Raw genomic sequence first — 18,560 nt, forward strand, 5'->3', positions numbered from 1 at the left:
GGATGGCAAAGAAAAAGATGGGCTTACTCGTCATGGCCTATGGAACTCCTTATAAAGAGGAAGACTTGGAGCGCTATTACACACATATTCGTAGAGGAAGAAAGCCGTCCCAGGAGAGTCTTGATGAATTACGCGAACGATATCAAGCGATTGGTGGGATATCGCCTCTAGCACGTATAACACGTGAACAGGCTGAAGCTTTAGAGTCAAAACTTAATGAAATTCAAGATGATATTGAATTTAACCTTTACTTAGGGTTAAAGCACATCGACCCGTTCATTGAAGATGCTGTTGAACAAATGGCGAATGACGGCATCGAAGAAGCGGTTTCCATTGTGTTAGCCCCTCATTATTCAACATTTAGTGTGAAGTCGTATAATGGACGTGCTCAAGAAGAGTCCGAAAAATATGGAAAACCGACGATTTACTCTGTTGAAAGCTGGTACGATGAACCAGGCTTTATCCAATATTGGACGGAAGCGCTGCGCAAAGTCTATGAAGAAATGTCTGCTGAAGAGCGTGAAAAGGCAGTTACAATCTTCTCTGCACATAGCTTACCAGAGAAAATTTTACAAAATGGCGACCCATACCCAGAGCAGCTTCAAACAACTGCTGATTTAATCGCTCGTCAACTACAGATTCAAAACTATGAAATCGGCTGGCAAAGTGAAGGGAACACACCTGACCCATGGATCGGCCCTGATGTACAGGATCTAACGCGTGATCTTTACAATGAAAAAGGCTACCGTACATTCGTTTATGCTCCAGTTGGTTTCGTATCGGATCACTTAGAAGTTTTATTTGATAATGACTATGAGTGTAAAGTTGTAACGGATGAGCTAGGAGCAAGCTATTATCGTCCGGAAATGCCTAATGATCATCCATTATTCATACAAACATTAGCAGATGTTGTATTGAAAAAAGCTCAACAGTAGGGGATGAGTGAAGTGAAACGAATTGCGATTGTTGGTGGTGGAATAACTGGGTTAACTACAGCCTATTATCTTCAAAAGAAGATAAAGGAAAAAGGACTTCCTTTCGAAGTGAAGCTATATGAAGCAAGTGACCGACTTGGCGGAATGATTCATACGGAGCGCAAGGATGGTTTTACAATTGAACGTGGTCCTGATTCTTTACTAGCAAGAAAACCAAGTGTCTTCCGTTTGATAGAAGACGTAGGTTTACAGGATAAACTTGTAGATGTTGCAGCAGGTAAAGCTTATGTGCTTGCAAATGAAAAGCTACATGGCATTCCACAGGGCTCATTTATGGGGATCCCAACTCAGGTAACTCCTTTTGCGTTATCTAGTCTTTTTTCACCGATGGGGAAACTCCGTGCAGCAGGGGACTTAGTGAAATCGAAAAGTAAACCTCAAGAGGATCAGTCTCTTGGACACTTCTTCCGAAACAGATTTGGGGATGAAGTAGTAGAAAACTTGATCGAGCCGTTACTAGGTGGCGTGTATTCAGGTGATCTTGATCGTTTGAGCTTAATGGCTACGTTCCCGAATTTTTACAACATGGAACAAGAGCATGGAAGTCTGATTAAAGGCCTTCGCAAATCCCGAGGGAAGCAACCAAAGAACAAGAAAAAGCCATCTGTTTTTAAAACGCTAGAAACAGGACTTGGTTCTTTAGTGGATGCAGTTGTGGAGCAGCTTGATGAAGGAACAATCGAGCAGGGAACATCAGTTGATCATATTGAGAGAAAAGAGGATGGTTACCATCTTATGCTAGGTACAGGAGAGGTGGCACAGGCTGATAGTATTGTGCTTACAACCCCTCACTATGCTTGCCAGCGTATGTTAACTCAATATGATTTTATGGAGCCTTTAAGAGATATGCCAGCAACCTCAGTCGCGAACGTCGCAATGGCATTTGATCAATCTGCTATTGAAAAAGACGTTGATGGTACTGGTTTCCTTGTATCTCGTAATAGTGATTATCGTATTACTGCCTGTACCTGGACCCATAAAAAATGGCCGCATACCACACCAGATGGGAAAGCATTGCTACGTGCATATGTAGGAAAACCAAATGACCAAGAGGTTGTTGATCAGTCTGATGAAGAAATTCAAGAAATTGTGTTAAACGATATAAATAAAATCATGAACATTACCCACCCCCCAGAATTCACGGTGATCACACGCTGGAGAAATTCCCGTGCTCAGTACACCGTGGGGCACAAAGAACGTATTCACAATATCAAACAATCCATGCGATCTGAACTCCCAGGCGTCTTCCTAGCCGGAGCTTCTTATGAAGGATTGGGCGTCCCGGATTGTATTGATCAAGGTGAACAAGCTGTGGAAGATGTTCTTGAGTTTTTACAACAATCATAATAGAAACGCATGCTTATTTGATAGGCATGCGTTTTTTCTATTTTTCCATTAAAGCCCCCTTATCTGGAAGACTTGGTTTCGAGATAATACGGGCTTTTCATCGGCTAGCCGAGCGATTCGGTCGCCTAGCCGAGCGATTCCGTCGTCTACCTGAGCGATTCCGTCGTCTACCCGAGCGATTCCGTCACCTACCCGAGCGATTCCGTCGTCTACCCGAGCGATTCCGTCGCCTACCCGAGCGATTCCGTCGTCTACCCGAGCGATTCTGTAGCTTACCCGAGCAATTCCGTCGTCTACCCGAGCGATTCCGTCGTCTACCCGAGCGATTCTGTAGCTTACCCGAGCAATTCCGTCGTCTACCCGAGCGATTCTGTAGCTTACCCGAGCAATTCTGTCGCCTACCCGAGCGATTCCGACGCTTACCCGAGCGATTCGGTCGCCTAGCCGAGCGATTCCGTCGTCTACCCAAGCGATTCTGTCGTCTACCTGAGCTTACCCAAGCGGTTCCATCGCCTACCCGAGGGAATACTTTCCCTTCCCAAGAGAACACAGCCTGCCGAACTACATAAACGTAACGGAACCACTCCACACCTTATTCCAGATAACTGCCATAAAACTGAAGAACTTCCATAAAAAATTCATCATGATCGAAGGTAGAAAACTAGTTAAGAATTTTCTTTCATTTCCCAATTATTGTATTGCGTTCTACCAGAATGACTAGTAAAATTTTATATATGAAAACGGTTTCAATATAAGAATGCTAGTCATCAGGAGGAGTATATTGTGCCAACTATAAAAGATGTCGCCAAATATGCTGGGCTGTCACGAACGACGGTTTCTCGCGTAATTAACGATCAACCTTATGTCTCTGATGAAAAACGTCAGTGCGTATTGAAAGCAATGGAAGAGCTTGGTTATGTTCCAAATTCATCTGCTCGTAGGTTGCGTAGCCAAAAAACCGAAACGCTTGCGGTGCTATTACCTAGCATCACAAACCCATTCTTTAGCCACTTAATCGAAGCGATGGAAGTGAAGGCATCACAATGGGGATATCAGGTAATCATTTGCCAAACACATGAATCTGAACAAAAAGAGCAAGATTACTTAGAACTCTTACGTACCAAACAGGTAGACGGAGTGATTATGACAGCTGTTCATAATGATTGGGAAGTCATTGAATCCTATCGTGAATGTGGTCCCATAATTGTCTGTAATGAAAACATAGAAGAAGCACAAGTACCTTTTATATATGTAGATCAGGAAAAAGCAGCATATGATGCTACGATGCATTTGATTCAACAAGGCTGTAAAAATATTTCTTTTTTAAGTGGAGATGCCGAGAGTAATGTCTCAGCCTATCGAAGAAGTGGTTTTTTGAAAGCGCTTAAAGAATCTGGCTTACCATTTTTACCGAATGCGAGTTACTCAAACGCGATTGATGTAAACAGTGGACGAGAAATATTTCGAGAATTACGCCGGTTAAATCACCCAATCGATGGTGTTTTTACTGGTTCTGATGAAGTGGCAGCGGGTATGATTTACGAAGCTATAAAAGAAGGTGTGCGAGTTCCTGAGGACATGTCCATCATTGGGTTCGACAATCAATCTATTTCAATGCTTATGAGCCCTTCAATTACAACGGTAGAACAACCTGTCCAGGAGATGGGGGAAAAATGTGTAGAGGTACTGATTGATCAGATCGAACATCGACATAGGTCTGTCAGAGAAGATCATGTTTTTACGCATGAATTAAAAGTACGAAATTCAACATTTCAAGAAATCGCATTAGTGAATTCATAGGATGTAATGTGAAAGCAGGTAGCTGCTTTCTTTTTTTTGGCTTTATTCAAAACAAAACTAGCATCACGAATCTGTACTATTAACTGTTATACAAAAGAAAATCGGACAGCGGTGGCCATCCGAAAAGTGAGGTTTGTTTAAAGTTGTATGTCTAGGGTAACATTAATCATGTTAATACAGAGAACTTAGCGTGCAGGGTCGTCGCAACTCTCGCAAATGTTGCCGTAACAGTCGGCCTGAGCTTCGAAGCTTTCACCACATTTTGAACACTTTTTGTCGGGTAGATTTTTGAAAAATTCTAAAACATTCATCATAATGGATCCCTCCAGAGTTAGTTGTAAATTCATTGTAATATAACAGAGCTTATAAAACAATAGTTTGTTTTATAACAGCTTGTACTTTTTTTAATTCCACACCATATAAAAAGAAAACATGAAATTCTATAGTAGGAGGTAAAAATTATGAAGGTTACGGTTAACGGTTTTTGGGGTGGTTATCCCGGAGCATATGGCGCAACATCAAGCTACATTGTCGAGTCTAATGGTTTTACGTTACTTGTAGATTGTGGGAGTGGAGCGCTCTCACGGCTACAGCCTAAAATGGATGTCATGGACATTGGAGCGGTCATCATTTCGCATTATCATTTTGATCACATTGCAGATATTGGGGTTATGCAATACGCATGGAAGGTTCAAAACATCTTACGTGAAACGGAGCGCCAACTCCCGATTTATGGTCATCAGGAGGATATGGAATCTTTTCAAGCCCTGACGCATGAACGGACTCAGGGGTATGCATATGACCCTACTAAACCAATTCAAATTGGTCCTTTCACGATTCGTTTCATGAAAACCGATCACCCTGTTCCGTGCTATGCAATGCGCATTTCAAATGGCTATAAGGATATCGTCTATACTGCTGACTCTAGCTATAAGGAAGAGTTTATTGAATTTAGTAAGGGGGCTGACCTTCTCATTACGGATAGTAATTTCTATGACGGAATGGATGGTTCAGGTCCAGGACATATGACGAGTACCGAATGTGCTCATATTGCAAAAGAAGCTGGTGTGAAGGAACTGTGGCTAAGTCATCTTCCTCATTTTGGTACAGTAAGCGATCTTCAGGAACAAGCTGAACAAGTTTTTGATGGAACCGTAATGCTAGCAGATGGAGGACTCACGTGGGAAGTTTAAACCCATACAGGTAAACATTTGAACGGGGGTTTACTTTTGGATACAATGAAAGAGGAATGATTCAAAAGGCTCGTGAAGGAGGAACTACCAAATGTTGCTATTTGTGGATAATGAGGGGATTAATGATCCGCGCATTAATTTAGCTATAGAAGAATACGTGCTTAAAAATCTTGATATTGATAACGATAAAAATTACTTACTTTTCTATATTAACAAACCATCGATTATCATTGGGAAAAACCAAAATACGATTGAAGAAATTAATACAGATTACGTAGAAGATAACGGTATTCATGTTGTACGTCGTCTTTCTGGTGGAGGAGCGGTGTACCATGACCTTGGAAACCTAAACTTTAGCTTCCTTACAAAAGATGACGGAAATAGCTTCCACGATTTTGCGAAGTTTACAAAGCCAGTTACAGATGCGCTTCAAAAGTTAGGTGTACAAGCTGAACTTTCTGGTCGAAATGATATTCAACTCGAGGATGGCCGAAAAATCTCTGGTAATGCCCAGTTTTCAACGAAAGGACGTATGTTTAGCCACGGAACGCTCATGTACGATTCTGAAATTGAAAATGTAGTGTCAGCATTACGCGTGAAATCCGAGAAAATCCGTTCTAAAGGAATTAAGTCAATCCGTAGCCGTGTAGCAAACATTTCTGAATATATGGATGAGAAATTGACTATGCAAGAGTTCAAAGAAATGCTTCTACGTTATATTTTTGATGTGGAATCTGTTGAAGATGTTCCAAAATATAAGCTTACTGAAGAAGACTGGAAAGCGATTCACAAACTTTCTGAAGAACGATATCAGAAATGGGAGTGGAACTACGGAAAATCTCCGGCTTCTAATATTCAGCACTCTCACCGTTTTGATGGCGGAACAGTTGACGTACGCCTAGACGTGAAAAAAGGAACTATTGAAAATGCTAAAATTTACGGAGACTTCTTTGGTGTAGGAGACGTTAGCGATATTGAAGAACGCTTAATTGGCACACGCTATGAGCGTTCATCCATCGATGAGGCTATTAAAGACTTAGATATATCGCATTATCTTGGACGCGTATCCAGAGAAGATTTTTTATCTTTAATTTACTAGGGGAAAAGCACTGACTAAGGTCAGTGCTTTTTTAAAATGGATATATTTCATTAGCCAAGTTGCTAAACATTCGCTTGCGCTTTTCTTCTTAAAAGCTTGCTTGAAAGTTGTCAGTATTTTATAATAAATATGAAATTTTTAACCAGAAAGTGAATGACTATTCATTCATTAATGAGTACATAAAGGGGAGGGAAGTTATGAATATAAGTGAGAGACTGACACAAACAGCAACAGAAAATCCGTCAAAAGCCGCTTATATCTTTCAAGATCAAGAAACGAGTTATCGAGAATTAGAGGGTGCTGTGACCAAGTTTGCTTCCAGTTTGAAGGATCTTGGTTATGAAAAAGGAGATCACATTGCACTCGTCACGGGGAACAGTCCGTATTTTGTTATTGGATTGTATGGAGCATTACGTCTTGGATTAACCGTAATACCCGTTAATCCAATCTATACAGTAGACGAAATGAGCTACATTTTGAAAAATGGTGATGTAAAAGGTGTCATCACGATGGATCTTTTTGTAGAAAAGTTCGAGCACATGGCTGAGAGCTTGCCTGATATTCGCCATTACATTGTTGCAGAAACAAGCCAGGATATGAGTTGGCAACAAAGTTTTTTATCCGATAAAATGAAATCGTTTACAATGCTAGCTCAGGCAGGAAGCTTAGAACTTGACCGTCCAACATTGGATGATGAGGACACGGCAGTTATCTTATACACTTCTGGTACAACAGGTGCGCCTAAAGGGGCTATGTTGACGCATAAAAACCTTTATTCAAATGCAAAAGACGTGGCTGACTATTTAAAATATAGTTCTGATGATCGTGTTATTGCAGCACTTCCAATGTTCCATGTATTCTGTCTAACCGTGTCATTAAATGCTCCACTTATGAATGGTGGGACCGTATTAATTGTACCGAAATTCTCACCAGAAGCAGTCTTTGCCATGACAAAACAATGGCAGGCAACAGTTTTTGCTGGTGTTCCAACCATGTACAATTACTTACTACAGTATGCTACTGAGCATGTACAAGATTTTTCTAGTATTCGGTTATGTATATCAGGTGGTGCATCCATGCCTGTTGCACTTCTGCATAGCTTTGAAAAGGCATTTAACGTTATTGTGTCAGAAGGGTATGGATTATCTGAAGCATCTCCAGTTACATGCTTTAATCCATTGGATCGTCCTCGTAAACCAGGATCTATTGGGACAAGCATTTGGAATGTTGAAAACAAAGTAGTTGATGAGCTAGGTGAAGAGGTCCCAGCAGGTGAAGTTGGTGAACTTATAGTTCGAGGACCGAATGTCATGAAAGGGTACTATAAACTACCTGAGGAATCTTCTGTGGCATTAAGAGATGGCTGGCTGTACACAGGGGATATGGCAACAATGGATGAAGAGGGTTACTTCTTTATCGTAGACAGAAAGAAAGATATGATCTTAGTTGGTGGGTATAACGTATATCCTAGAGAAGTAGAGGAAGTCTTGTATAAACATGACCACGTAACCGAAGTGGCTGTAATTGGAGTACCTGATCCAAACTTAGGTGAGTCCGTACAGGCATTTGTAGTGGTGGATGACTCTGAAATTACGGAAGAAGAGTTAACGAGATATTGTGCAGAACATTTAGCAAAATATAAAATTCCAGCTTCTATTGAATTTTTAGAAGAATTACCGAAAAATACAACAGGAAAAATCTTAAGAAAAAATCTACGAGAGCAAGTAACACAATAGATTCAAACCATTCCTCACTTTATGTGGGGCTTTTTTTTACTACTGTAAATTGTGAAAATATTTTGAAAATAACTTGAATAAAGCGCTTACATAGTGTAATTTTATAGACAACTACATTTGATAGAGCAAAATTTTCAGAAAAGGGTTGAATTTTGATTCTCTATCATATAGTTTAGAGAGCAACTTAGAATTTTTAGTACATAAAAGCGTAGAAGCATAAAAGTGTAAAAGCGCTAAAAACAGAGGGGGAGCATTTTAAATGAAAAAATGGTTGTTGGTAGTCAGTGCTTTGCTTGTAGTCGCGATGGTAGGTTGTTCTTCTGATTCAGAGGCGAATGGTGATGGAGGAGACGGTGGAGATGCCAAGTATCAGATTGGCGTAACACAAATAGTAGAACATCCATCCTTAGATGCCGCTCAAGAGGGCTTTAAAGCAGCGATCAATGATGCAGGATTAGATGCTGATTTTGATGTTCAGGTCGCTCAAGATCCGAAAAACAATAAGCCGATTGCGGAAAAGTTTGTAGGTAACAAAGTGGATTTGATTTTTGCAAACTCCACTCCTAGTGCGCAAAGTGTTTTAAATGAAACAAAAGATATTCCAATTGTATTTACATCTGTAACAGATCCAGTTGGGGCTAACCTCGTTGATTCGATGGAAAAACCAGGTGGAAATGTAACTGGTACTTCTGATACTCATCCTGAAGCGATGCAGAAGACTCTATCATTCATGACAGAAGAGGCAGGCGTTGAGTCTATCGGCATGATTTATAACGCTGGTGAGCAAAACTCAGTTTCTCAAGTAGAGAAAGTGAAAGAACTAACGGACGGAAGTGTTGAAGTGAAGGAAGCTACAGTTTCAAGCTCTGCTGAAGTAAAACAGGCAGCTGAATCTCTAGCAGGGAAAGTAGATGCATTCTACATTATCACAGATAACACAGTAGTTAGTGCGCTAGAATCTGTATTGCTAGTTGGTCAAGATCAAAAAACACCAGTATTCGTAGCTGAGCTTGACTCCGTTAAACGTGGTGGTGTAGCTGCTTACGGATTTGATTACTATGACATTGGTTATGAAGCAGGTGAAAAAGCCGTTAAAATCCTTGAAGAAGGTAAAAAACCTGGCGACATCCCAGCGACATATCCGCAAAACTTAAAACTACTCATTAACAAAGACGCTGCGAAAAAGATGGGTCTTGAAATCAAAGATGAGTGGAAAGACATGGCGGAGTTCACTGAAGGAGAAGAGTAAAGGAGGAGCATCATGATTAATGCGCTGTATGGAGCATTGGAATCAGGTTTAATATACGCAATCATGGCATTAGGCGTTTACCTTACCTTTCGTATTTTGGATTTCCCTGATCTAACCGTTGATGGAAGTTTTGTAACTGGAGGTGCTGTTGCATCCATTTTGATGGTGAACGGGACCTCCCCGTTTCTGGCTACCCTTGCAGGAGGTGGAGCTGGCTTCATTGCTGGCTGTATTACAGGTATTCTGCATACAAAGGGGAAAATTAATCCTTTGTTAGCTGGGATTTTAATGATGATTGCATTATGGTCGATAAACCTTAGGATTATGGGACGGCCTAACATTCCATTATTGAATGAAAGTACCTTGTTTACCCAAGGGAAGGAGTTTTGGCAGAGCATACCGGTTGACCAATGGCTAATGGCCCCATTCAACTGGTTAGGGATTAGCTCATTTGCACCATCTACGTTTTTTGTCATGATAAGCGTAGGAGTCTTGGTCATTCTGTTTAAAAAACTACTCGATTGGTTCTTGCATACAGAAGCAGGCTTGGCTTTACGTGCAACAGGGGATAATGCTCGCATGGTAAAAAGTTTATCAGCGAACACGAACCAACATATTATTATTGGGTTAGGAATCTCCAATGCGTTTGTCGCAATCAGTGGTGCGTTAATTGTACAATATAATGGGTTTGCAGATGTTGGACTTGGAATCGGGATGATTATTGTTGGTCTAGCTTCTGTTATTATCGGTGAAGGTCTCTTCGGTAAAAGCTCTATTGCACGTACGACACTAGCTGTAGTACTTGGAGCAATCGCTTATCGACTTATTTTATCCGTTGCCCTGCAGCTTGAGTTTGTCAGCGCAAGTGACTTAAAACTAATTACAGCGCTAATTGTAACGGGTGCACTTGTCGTGCCAACTTGGTGGAAGCAATGGAGAGATAAGCAAGAACGTGTGAAGAAACAAAAAGAGCTTACGAAAACCTTAGAACAAGAAAGGGGAAAAGACGTTGCTGCAGCTTCAACAGATTGAAAAAGTATTCTATGAAGGCACACCAGATGAAAAGAAAGCGATCAACGGACTTTCCCTGACCCTTGAAGAAGGAGATTTCGTTACGGTAATTGGAAGTAACGGGGCCGGGAAGTCTACACTCTTAAACATTATCTCAGGCGTGCTGTTTCCTGATCAGGGACTCATTGCGGTCGATGATAAAAATGTAACCTTTTTACCTGAACATAAGCGTTCCAATTGGATTGGTCGTGTGTTCCAGGATCCAATGGCAGGAACAGCACCGAATATGAGCATTGAGGAAAACTTAGCACTAGCTCTGGGACGAGTTGAACGACGTGGTCTGAGAAAAGGCGTAAGTTCAAAACGTAAAAAACAGTTCAAAGAGTGGCTTTCTTCTTTTAACGTGAAGTTAGAAGATCGATTGAACACTCGAGTTGGACTCTTGTCTGGAGGGGAACGTCAGGCGTTATCTCTTTTAATGGCGACGTTTACTGAACCACGCATTCTTTTACTTGATGAGCATACAGCTGCTTTAGACCCTGCTCGTGCTGAGCACATCACTAACATTACAAATGATGTAGTGTCTAAGCACAATCTGACTACGTTAATGGTTACGCATGATATGGAACAAGCTTTGTCCATGGGGAACCGTCTTATCATGATGGATGACGGCGAAATAATCTTCCATGCGAACAAGGAAGAAAAAGATAAATTATCCGTCGAAGACCTCATGAATGAATTCCAAAAAGCAAAAGGTAAAACGATGGCGAATGATAAAGCTCTTCTTAAATAAAAAGTGCTGTGTGGTTTTTTACCGCACGGCACTTTTTTAAGAGAAAAAAGTATAAATTATAGCTCTTAGATGTCAAGCTCCAACGCCCTGCAACGAATGGACTTGGCTTAATTCACGAGATCCATCACTTGTTTATAAACCTGTTCCTTATCAAAAGCATCACCCATTGGGAATTTTGCTACGAGGTAATTCTTTTCATCAATAAGATAAGCAAAGGATGTATGGACGAGATAGTCTGTACCATTATCTTTGAACAAAAAGCGGAATGGATCTGCTACCTTTCTTGTATCTGAAACGGAGCCACGAACGAACTTCCATGCCTCGTCTTTCTTCGCTCCAAATGTGGCTGCATATTTTTGTAGCGCTTCTTGAGTATCTTGCTCAGGATCTATCGTTATCGATAGGAATTCAACTTCATTTCCATAAACGCCTTTATCCTGAAATTGTTTTTTTAAATGCATCATACGTTGGGTGGTAAGAGGACACACATCTGGACAAGCGGTGTACATAAACTCTACTAATCGAACTTTAGGCTCCATTTCAGCAAAGTTAAACTCTTCTCCATATGCCGTCTTCATGGTGACATCCTCAGGCAGTTGTACCCCTGCGTCTCTCCAAAACTGAACGTAGCTAATCCCAAGGCCAATGCCTACTACTAACAACGTAATAAACGTGATATACCATTTCTTTTGCATAGAAAATCCCCCTGAAAAAAAGAATGATCATATAAATACCTTATATATCTATCTTACGGTAAATAAATACAATTTGGGTCATCTATTCGTGAACAGGTCATGACAATATTATGGCAAGAATTTGAATAGACCTTTACAATGAGAATTAGATAGAGGAGAGGATTGATTTTGAGGAGAGTTTTATTAATTTATGGCGCATATGTAGCGCTTATCTGGATTTATTTTTCATTTTTTTATGAATTGGACACATTTAGCCAATCACGTTTTGGCGCTTATAGCCATGCCTATTATTTCACCACTCTTGCATTTCCATGGGTGTTCTTATGGTGTTGGCATAATTCAAAAAAAACCGCACATATAACAGAGCGTATGGAAGAACGTTGGAGCCGTCGTTGGGTCCAATCCATCTTTTTTGGATTGTTTATTTCGGTTATTTATCTTTTGGTAAAGCTACCTTTGGATGTTTTATGGTACGGGATTGCTCAAGCAAATGGTGTGAATCATCAGCCGATCTTGGATTGGGTTCTGGAGTGGTTACTTGAAGCAAGTTTCTTTATTGCAATGATTACAGCGATGATTTTTGGTGTCCGTCTTTTTATGGGAAAGTTCGAGAAAAAGTGGTGGCTTGCCTTATGGGTAAGTACTTTGCCTGTTGTACTGTTTATCGTCTACATCCAACCTGTTGTCATTGACCCATTATTTGAAACATTTCAACCATTGGAGAGCGGACCTTTAAAAAGCTCAATTGTAGAAATTGCAGAGGGCGCTGGCATAGATGAGTCAAATATATACGAAGTAAACATGAGTGAAAAAACATCTTCCTTCAATGCATATGTTACGGGGCTTGGTAATCAAAAAAGAATCGTGCTATGGGATACGACTTTAAATGGAATGAAACAGGATGAAGTGTTATTTATTTTAGCGCATGAAGTAGCCCATTACGTTAAACATCATGTGTATATTGGTGTATTCGGATATATAGCATTAAGTTTCGCAGTGTTATGGCTTTTAGCAAAGGCATTCTCGTTTGTATTCCACAATGTAAAGCATCGAATAGGTTTACAAAATAGGATGAATTTAAGGAGCATACCTGTCTTGTTGTTGCTTGCTTCATTGCTGTTATTCGCTACACAACCTCTTAGTCTTTATGTTTCTAGAGAAATGGAGCGGTCAGCTGATCAATATGCGATTCAACATACCGACAATCTGGATCCCGCATTAGAAAGTTATCGATCTCTTGCTGTTCAATCGAAAAGTGATGTTTCACCACCTTCTTGGATTGTATGGCTACGATATACTCATCCGCCAATTAAGGAAAGAATCGAACGCATACGTAAAAATAAATGAAATGATAATATATCTTTACAATATGATTACAAACATTGACCAAATCATGGAACTATACTAATATTTACTCTATCAAACTGTTCGGGATCGAAGGTATGGATTTCCTTTCTTATGTAATAAATGAAATTTCTGACAATAACGCAACCCCTTGCGTTAATCCGCAAATGTTTTTCGGTTACTTTTGTGTAAGAGTGTATTAAAATGTATTCAAGACAAGTTAAGCTTCACATTTATTCGGATATCAAGGTTGATTTCCAAATGAAATGGGTTGCTTAGACGTCTCGTGTATTTATGCCAAACGCATAAATACGAAGTGAATGAGTCGACCTCATTCACGAAGTAATTCCCTCACTCAAAAGTTAACCAGTCGTCTCTTTTTTGACCAATGCCTTTTATGGCATTGGTCCTTTTTTTATTCCTATATAGTAAGGAGAAATGACGCTGAAATAGATAGAACCACCACAAATAATTAAAACCCGCGCGCAAATGCAAAAAAGAGACGCAAAAGCAAACGATATGATGCACATGAGACAATACTGACACCCATCCTGCTCACCCCAACGCCCCTTATACATCAATAAAAAAATGAGTCCCAACAGAAGGACTCACAAATTATTTCTCAGGCTTTTCATACGAGACTAAATATTCATTTTTGGTTATATAAAAATCCCGCTCAGGACGATAAGTGAGCAACCCGAGTTTTTCAAGCTTGAAGTAATTCACTTTTCGATACGCGTCTCCTTCAATGACGGGCAATTCTTTTGTTTGTCTAATGTAATCGTCTACGGCTTTTTGCACATTGTCTAAGTCTACGGCAAGTTGATAATCCTTTTCTTCAAATACTTCATACGTTTCTTTAGACATATAGAACGTTTGGTTTGGAATGGCTTTTAAATAAGGAGCTATAAACTCATAATGGATGGTTAAATCCTCATCGATAATCGTCTGAAGTTCTACACCATCGGGGAGTTGATCCGTAAAAGCATGGATGGCTTTACGTAATTCATCAAGTGAAACGTCCCTTTTCGGATACCGTTCTTCAACAGGTTCTTCTTTTTTATCGTGCTTCTGTTTCTTGTTCCACCACATATTACACCACTACTTTCTGTTTAGATCGTCTTCAATTCGTGCATTCTAATGAAGAAAGGAGTCGATAAGAATGGATCCAAACGAATATGAATTACAAACTTATACACCGCTAAACCCAGACTTTGGTATGCATGATAAAGGATATACGATGCATGTAAAGGATATTGATGACTTTTACAACGATGAAGCGGATGAAGCTGATTACCATTAATATATGTTTATTATAACAAAATGGAAAAGCTGCAATCATCAACCAGTACCCTATTACCAAAATCGAAAAACTGCACCTTTTCCAGAATTCTCCCTATTTCCTGATAAATTTTGATAAAGTGAAGGTGTATTGAAAAATTTATAGGAGAAAGGTTGATGAAAATGAAAGCTTGGCGTCAGTATTATGAGATTTCCCCTTTTACCCTTGCGGTATTAGCGGATGAAAGGACAGATGGGAAAGTCATCTCGTTGGTTGTCGAGGAAGAAGAAAGGTTCTATGTAGACCAGTCTCCCAGGCGACTTTTGGATCAGGCCTGTAAATTCTACGGTTCAAGCCTGAGAGGCAGACAAGATGGAACAAAAGATGTTTGTGGGATAACTCACAAAGCTCCAATTGCAGTTGACCCCGTAAGTGGCATGTACTTCTTCCCGACAAATTCTCCTCAGAATAAATATTGCTCCTGGATCGCTCATTCCCATATCGATCACGCTCATAAAACTCCCGAAAACAACACCCAAATCACTTTCAAAAGTGGAGAGGTTGTCATTATTGATGTGTCTAACGGCTCCATTTGGAATCAAATTCAACGTACCGCCCAATTCCGCTATCAACTAGCTGAACGGCTGCAATACATTCCGAAACAAGCAAGTTTTGATCAGATTGCAGAGCCGTTTGCTTAAGCTTAATCAAGAAGAGAGATCTGGTCCAATCCCAGATCTCTTTTTTATTCTTAGAAATTTATAAAGTTTTTAGCTTGTGTATAACTTTTTAATGAGAGCGGGACCACGTCTAGCTTCAGCGCCCGTTATTGCACATCTTCCAGGCGGTTGTAAGAGTGGTTTCCAGGGTTCAAAACTTTCCGCATGAGCTCATAGACGATGTTTTCCACGTTTTTGCGGATGGCTGGAATGAAATAATTACGCTTTTCCTCATATCCTTGTGAGACAAATAAGTAAGAACAAAATGATTCATTTTTGTTTAAATAAATGACCTGAAGCTGTTTGTTCTTCATGATCTGTCTAAGGTTTTGACGCTCAACCTTTCCTTTGTGCTCCATTTTTCGAAGCAGTTCTAAATAAGGCTCTTTTATTTTAAAGTTTCCGCTTTCAATGGATTGAATGTCTTGGGAGATGACGGTAAGCGCCATCGACAAAAATAAGTACCTAGAAGCGAGTTCTTGATCTTCCTCACTGAGATAACGCATAACGTTCCCTCCTAAAATACGAACACACGTTCTATTATACCCTAATTTTATTCATATACAAACCCCAATATGTGTAAGTTGAAGGGATTTTTTTAAGATAGCACCTTCGTTGAGAAGGGGAACGCTCAAAGAAAAATATTTAGTAGGTTGAGGATGTTTCTCTTAACGAAGAAATGGCAACTATGAAGATAGGTATATTTTTATTAGGTGAAATCGAGTATTTTCGATTACAATGGAGCTATACAACATATCATTGTAGTTCTATTTTTGTTAGGGGATAAAACCATGAGAATTCAAGATCTTGACTTTGAAAAGTTAAAAAAAATGATAGAGAATGACACGTTTGATGAGTTTATTATGCAGCTTTTAAACCAGTATGAGCAGTTAGGGCCGCTTCCTGGTATTACGTTACCGTTTTTAGAAGCGATCTTACCTTTTTTGCCTTTGTTTATTTTTGTGCTCGGAAATTCGATTGCATATGGATTACTTAAAGGGTTTTTATATTCTTGGATTGGAGCCACACTTGGGGCTATTTTTGTATTCTGGATTGTTCGTCGCCTTGGACAACAGCGATTTTTTCAATTTGTACGAAAGCATAAACAAGTGCAACGCGTGATGGCCTGGTTTGAGCGACATGGGTTTGGGCCACTGTTTCTGTTGATGTGCTTTCCATTTTCTCCGTCAGCGATTATTAATATAGTCGGGGGATTATCAAAAGTGAGCTTTCAGCAGTTTGTGCTCGCCGTGGTGCTCGGAAAAGCTGTTATGATTTTTACAATTGCCTATGTTGGACACAGCATTACAGAATTTGCCCAGCACCCAATGAAGACTATTGTGGTGGGCATCTGTATTGGGGTGTTTTGGCTGGTCGGAAAGTTTATTGAACGCCGCCTACAAAACAAATCAAAGGAAAAAGCGAGTGCAAACGATTAAATCTTCTTCGATGCGGGTAAAATGTTGGTAGAACAACATCTGGAGGAGAAACCCTATGAAAAACACCTGGAAGTGGATCAGAACCATTTTATTCGCAATTGTATTAGCACTTGCTTTCCGCTCGTTTTTGTTTGCAAGTTACATTGTTGACGGAAAATCCATGGAACCTACGTTATTTGATGGGAATTTGTTAATGGTAAATAAAATGATATATGATTGGCAGGATGTGAATCACGGAGATGTCATCGTATTTCATGCCAATGAGAAAGAAGATTATGTGAAACGTGTAATTGGTTTGCCTGGGGATAAGATTACTTATAAGAATGATACATTATATCTAAATGGTAAGAAGGTGGACGAACCTTACCTTGATCCATATCGAAAAAATGATGGCAAACCGCTAACAGAAGATTTCACTCTTGAGGAAATAACCGGTGGTGTAAAAGAAGTTCCAGACGGACGTATTTTTGTTATGGGAGACAATCGTCGTGAAAGTCTAGACAGTCGATATTTCGGTTTTGTCCCGATTGAAACGATTGTTGGAAAAGTAGATGTACGCTACTGGCCGATCAATCAGTTGGCACTTCAGTTTTAGAATAAGAGGAGCCCCTTTGTAGTGTTAGTGCTGCAGAGGGGTTTTTAATTTGCTGGAGCTCCGCACAAAAAAAACAAAAGCGCCCCTAGACCTCCCCTAAACTACCGCTCTCAATCTCATTCCTAACCGACATACTCAATACCACCAATCCACAAAACAGCACCACTACAGAAATCAGCACAACCCCAAAAGGCACCACAGCTGCAACCCAACTCCCAACACTCGCACCAGTCAATAATGTGAATGAATATATCGACACAGCACTAGCTCGCGCATAAGCTCCATGAACACCCACGAGCAAAATGACCATTGGAATTGTCAGCGCAGTTGAGGCGATCATACATATCGATGCAAACAGCAATGTCCAGACGTTTAACGCAACTAGTGGTACGATAAAGCCAACAGCCATCAATCCTAGATGAACAGCCAACACTCCTCTTGCACCAAAAGCACTTTTTAGTCGTCCTGCAAAAAAGGCAGGAATAATACCAATCAGACCAATCATTCGAAATGTCTGTAGGGAAAAAGGGAAATCTAGCTCGCCTCTATACATAAACAATTCAAAGCTTCCATAAAACAGCATCACAGTAAACAGTAAGAAAAACGTAATTCCATATAGTTTTTGTAAGGGTCTGTGGCGAAAAAATGATAAAATGGGAGAGAGTGAAAACAATTTTGTGTAGGTCTTCGGCTTACTTTTAACGAGTCCTGTTTTCATTCCGACCAAACAAAAGAAATAAAACAACCCAAAGCTAAAAAAGACCGCAGGATACGAAAACAGATCAGCAATCGCAGCAGAAACCATTTGCCCAAATATACCGGCAAACAGAAATCCTGTGTTAATCATAGCGATCACAAAAGCTTGCACGCGGCCTTGAAAGTGTTCAAAGGTATAGGCAAAAGCGGTTGGAGCAAAACTCGCTGCTAGAACACCTTGAAGCGCACGCAAACAAATAAATAACCAAAAGACATCTACAAATCCAATTAGGGTTGTTACGATCGTTAGCAAGCTCATTCCACATAATAATAATGTTTTGTGAGGGAGTTTATCAGCTAGCATTCCGAAAAAGAACAACCCGATGGCATATGGGAAAATAAATAGAGAACTTGATAGGGAGACAACAGGAATCGAAACCCCAAAGGTCTCAGCAAGTCCGGTATGTAAAGGAAGCATTGTATATAAGTTGCTCGCAATAAAAATCCCCGTGAGCACTAAAACTGTAGCCATGACTGTTTGCTTCGACATACGACCACCCCCTAATC

Annotated in this window: 19 protein-coding genes; 14 read left to right on the forward strand and 5 right to left on the reverse strand. The window is 40.2% G+C overall.

Annotation, left to right across the window (positions count from 1 at the left end):
* Positions 1–2: 2 nt before the first annotated feature.
* The 3 genes from hemH to GS400_RS04655 all read left to right on the forward strand — a co-directional run bounded on the left by hemH (position 3) and on the right by GS400_RS04655 (position 4,142).
* Positions 3–935, forward strand: coding sequence for a ferrochelatase (gene hemH / locus GS400_RS04645; protein WP_160099453.1), 933 nt, complete (start codon positions 3–5; stop codon positions 933–935).
* 3 nt (positions 936–938) lie between these two features.
* Positions 939–2,342 (forward strand): protoporphyrinogen oxidase, encoded by a 1,404-nt coding sequence (gene hemY, locus GS400_RS04650; RefSeq protein WP_160099455.1) that lies wholly within the window; start codon positions 939–941, stop codon positions 2,340–2,342.
* 783 nt (positions 2,343–3,125) lie between these two features.
* On the forward strand, positions 3,126–4,142 hold the full coding sequence (locus GS400_RS04655) for a LacI family DNA-binding transcriptional regulator (protein WP_160099457.1): 1,017 nt from the start codon (positions 3,126–3,128) through the stop codon (positions 4,140–4,142).
* A gap of 185 nt (positions 4,143–4,327) precedes the next feature.
* On the opposite strand, the gene yhfH is transcribed toward GS400_RS04655, so the two are convergent.
* Positions 4,328–4,489, reverse strand: coding sequence for a protein YhfH (gene yhfH / locus GS400_RS04660; protein ID WP_370519749.1), 162 nt, complete (start codon positions 4,487–4,489; stop codon positions 4,328–4,330).
* 114 nt (positions 4,490–4,603) lie between these two features.
* Here yhfH and GS400_RS04665 point away from each other — a divergent pair, with 114 nt between their 5' ends.
* From GS400_RS04665 to GS400_RS04690, 6 genes are all read left to right on the forward strand, one after another.
* Positions 4,604–5,335 carry an MBL fold metallo-hydrolase gene (locus GS400_RS04665; protein ID WP_160099461.1) on the forward strand — a complete coding sequence of 244 codons (732 nt, stop codon included), beginning with the start codon at positions 4,604–4,606 and terminating at the stop codon, positions 5,333–5,335.
* A 94-nt stretch (positions 5,336–5,429) separates the two neighbouring features.
* On the forward strand, positions 5,430–6,434 hold the full coding sequence (locus GS400_RS04670) for a lipoate--protein ligase (protein WP_160104511.1): 1,005 nt from the start codon (positions 5,430–5,432) through the stop codon (positions 6,432–6,434).
* 197 nt (positions 6,435–6,631) lie between these two features.
* Positions 6,632–8,170 (forward strand): fatty acid--CoA ligase family protein, encoded by a 1,539-nt coding sequence (locus GS400_RS04675; RefSeq protein WP_160099463.1) that lies wholly within the window; start codon positions 6,632–6,634, stop codon positions 8,168–8,170.
* 259 nt (positions 8,171–8,429) lie between these two features.
* Positions 8,430–9,419 (forward strand): ABC transporter substrate-binding protein, encoded by a 990-nt coding sequence (locus GS400_RS04680; protein ID WP_160099465.1) that lies wholly within the window; start codon positions 8,430–8,432, stop codon positions 9,417–9,419.
* 12 nt (positions 9,420–9,431) lie between these two features.
* Complete coding sequence (locus GS400_RS04685; RefSeq protein WP_160099467.1) at positions 9,432–10,451, forward strand: ABC transporter permease; 1,020 nt, start codon at positions 9,432–9,434, stop codon at positions 10,449–10,451.
* Positions 10,429–11,223 (forward strand): ABC transporter ATP-binding protein, encoded by a 795-nt coding sequence (locus GS400_RS04690; protein ID WP_160099469.1) that lies wholly within the window; start codon positions 10,429–10,431, stop codon positions 11,221–11,223. The genes GS400_RS04685 and GS400_RS04690 overlap by 23 nt, the downstream gene beginning before the upstream one ends.
* Before the next feature lie 107 nt (positions 11,224–11,330).
* Here the strand turns inward: GS400_RS04690 and GS400_RS04695 are convergent, their stop codons facing one another.
* Complete coding sequence (locus GS400_RS04695) at positions 11,331–11,918, reverse strand: SCO family protein (RefSeq protein ID WP_160099471.1); 588 nt, start codon at positions 11,916–11,918, stop codon at positions 11,331–11,333.
* Between the two features lie 168 nt (positions 11,919–12,086).
* Here GS400_RS04695 and GS400_RS04700 point away from each other — a divergent pair, with 168 nt between their 5' ends.
* Positions 12,087–13,265: a M48 family metallopeptidase gene (locus GS400_RS04700; protein WP_160099473.1), complete on the forward strand. Its 1,179-nt coding sequence runs from the start codon at positions 12,087–12,089 to the stop codon at positions 13,263–13,265.
* Positions 13,266–13,877: 612 nt separating this feature from the next.
* On the opposite strand, the gene GS400_RS04705 is transcribed toward GS400_RS04700, so the two are convergent.
* Positions 13,878–14,354 carry a DUF3939 domain-containing protein gene (locus GS400_RS04705; RefSeq protein WP_160099475.1) on the reverse strand — a complete coding sequence of 159 codons (477 nt, stop codon included), beginning with the start codon at positions 14,352–14,354 and terminating at the stop codon, positions 13,878–13,880.
* 70 nt (positions 14,355–14,424) lie between these two features.
* On the opposite strand from GS400_RS04705, the gene GS400_RS04710 reads away from it, so the two are divergent.
* On the forward strand, positions 14,425–14,565 hold the full coding sequence (locus GS400_RS04710; protein ID WP_160099477.1) for a hypothetical protein: 141 nt from the start codon (positions 14,425–14,427) through the stop codon (positions 14,563–14,565).
* 155 nt (positions 14,566–14,720) lie between these two features.
* Positions 14,721–15,245, forward strand: coding sequence for a competence protein ComK (locus tag GS400_RS04715; protein ID WP_236561139.1), 525 nt, complete (start codon positions 14,721–14,723; stop codon positions 15,243–15,245).
* 125 nt (positions 15,246–15,370) lie between these two features.
* Here GS400_RS04715 and GS400_RS04720 read toward each other — a convergent pair whose 3' ends face one another.
* The gene (locus GS400_RS04720; RefSeq protein ID WP_160099479.1) at positions 15,371–15,769 is read right to left on the reverse strand and encodes a YhjD family protein; all 399 of its coding nucleotides are present in this window, start codon (positions 15,767–15,769) and stop codon (positions 15,371–15,373) included.
* 285 nt (positions 15,770–16,054) lie between these two features.
* On the opposite strand from GS400_RS04720, the gene GS400_RS04725 reads away from it, so the two are divergent.
* Both GS400_RS04725 and lepB read left to right on the forward strand, forming a co-directional pair.
* Entirely contained in the window at positions 16,055–16,702 is a 648-nt protein-coding gene (locus GS400_RS04725; protein ID WP_160099481.1) for a TVP38/TMEM64 family protein, read from the forward strand.
* A 55-nt stretch (positions 16,703–16,757) separates the two neighbouring features.
* Positions 16,758–17,297, forward strand: a complete 540-nt coding sequence (gene lepB / locus GS400_RS04730) for a signal peptidase I (protein ID WP_160099483.1) — start codon at positions 16,758–16,760, stop codon at positions 17,295–17,297.
* 85 nt (positions 17,298–17,382) lie between these two features.
* On the opposite strand, the gene GS400_RS04735 is transcribed toward lepB, so the two are convergent.
* Complete coding sequence (locus GS400_RS04735; protein WP_160099485.1) at positions 17,383–18,543, reverse strand: MFS transporter; 1,161 nt, start codon at positions 18,541–18,543, stop codon at positions 17,383–17,385.
* Positions 18,544–18,560: the final 17 nt, after the last annotated feature.

Source organism: Pontibacillus sp. HMF3514 (genome assembly GCF_009858175.1).
Taxonomy (GTDB): domain Bacteria; phylum Bacillota; class Bacilli; order Bacillales; family BH030062; genus Pontibacillus.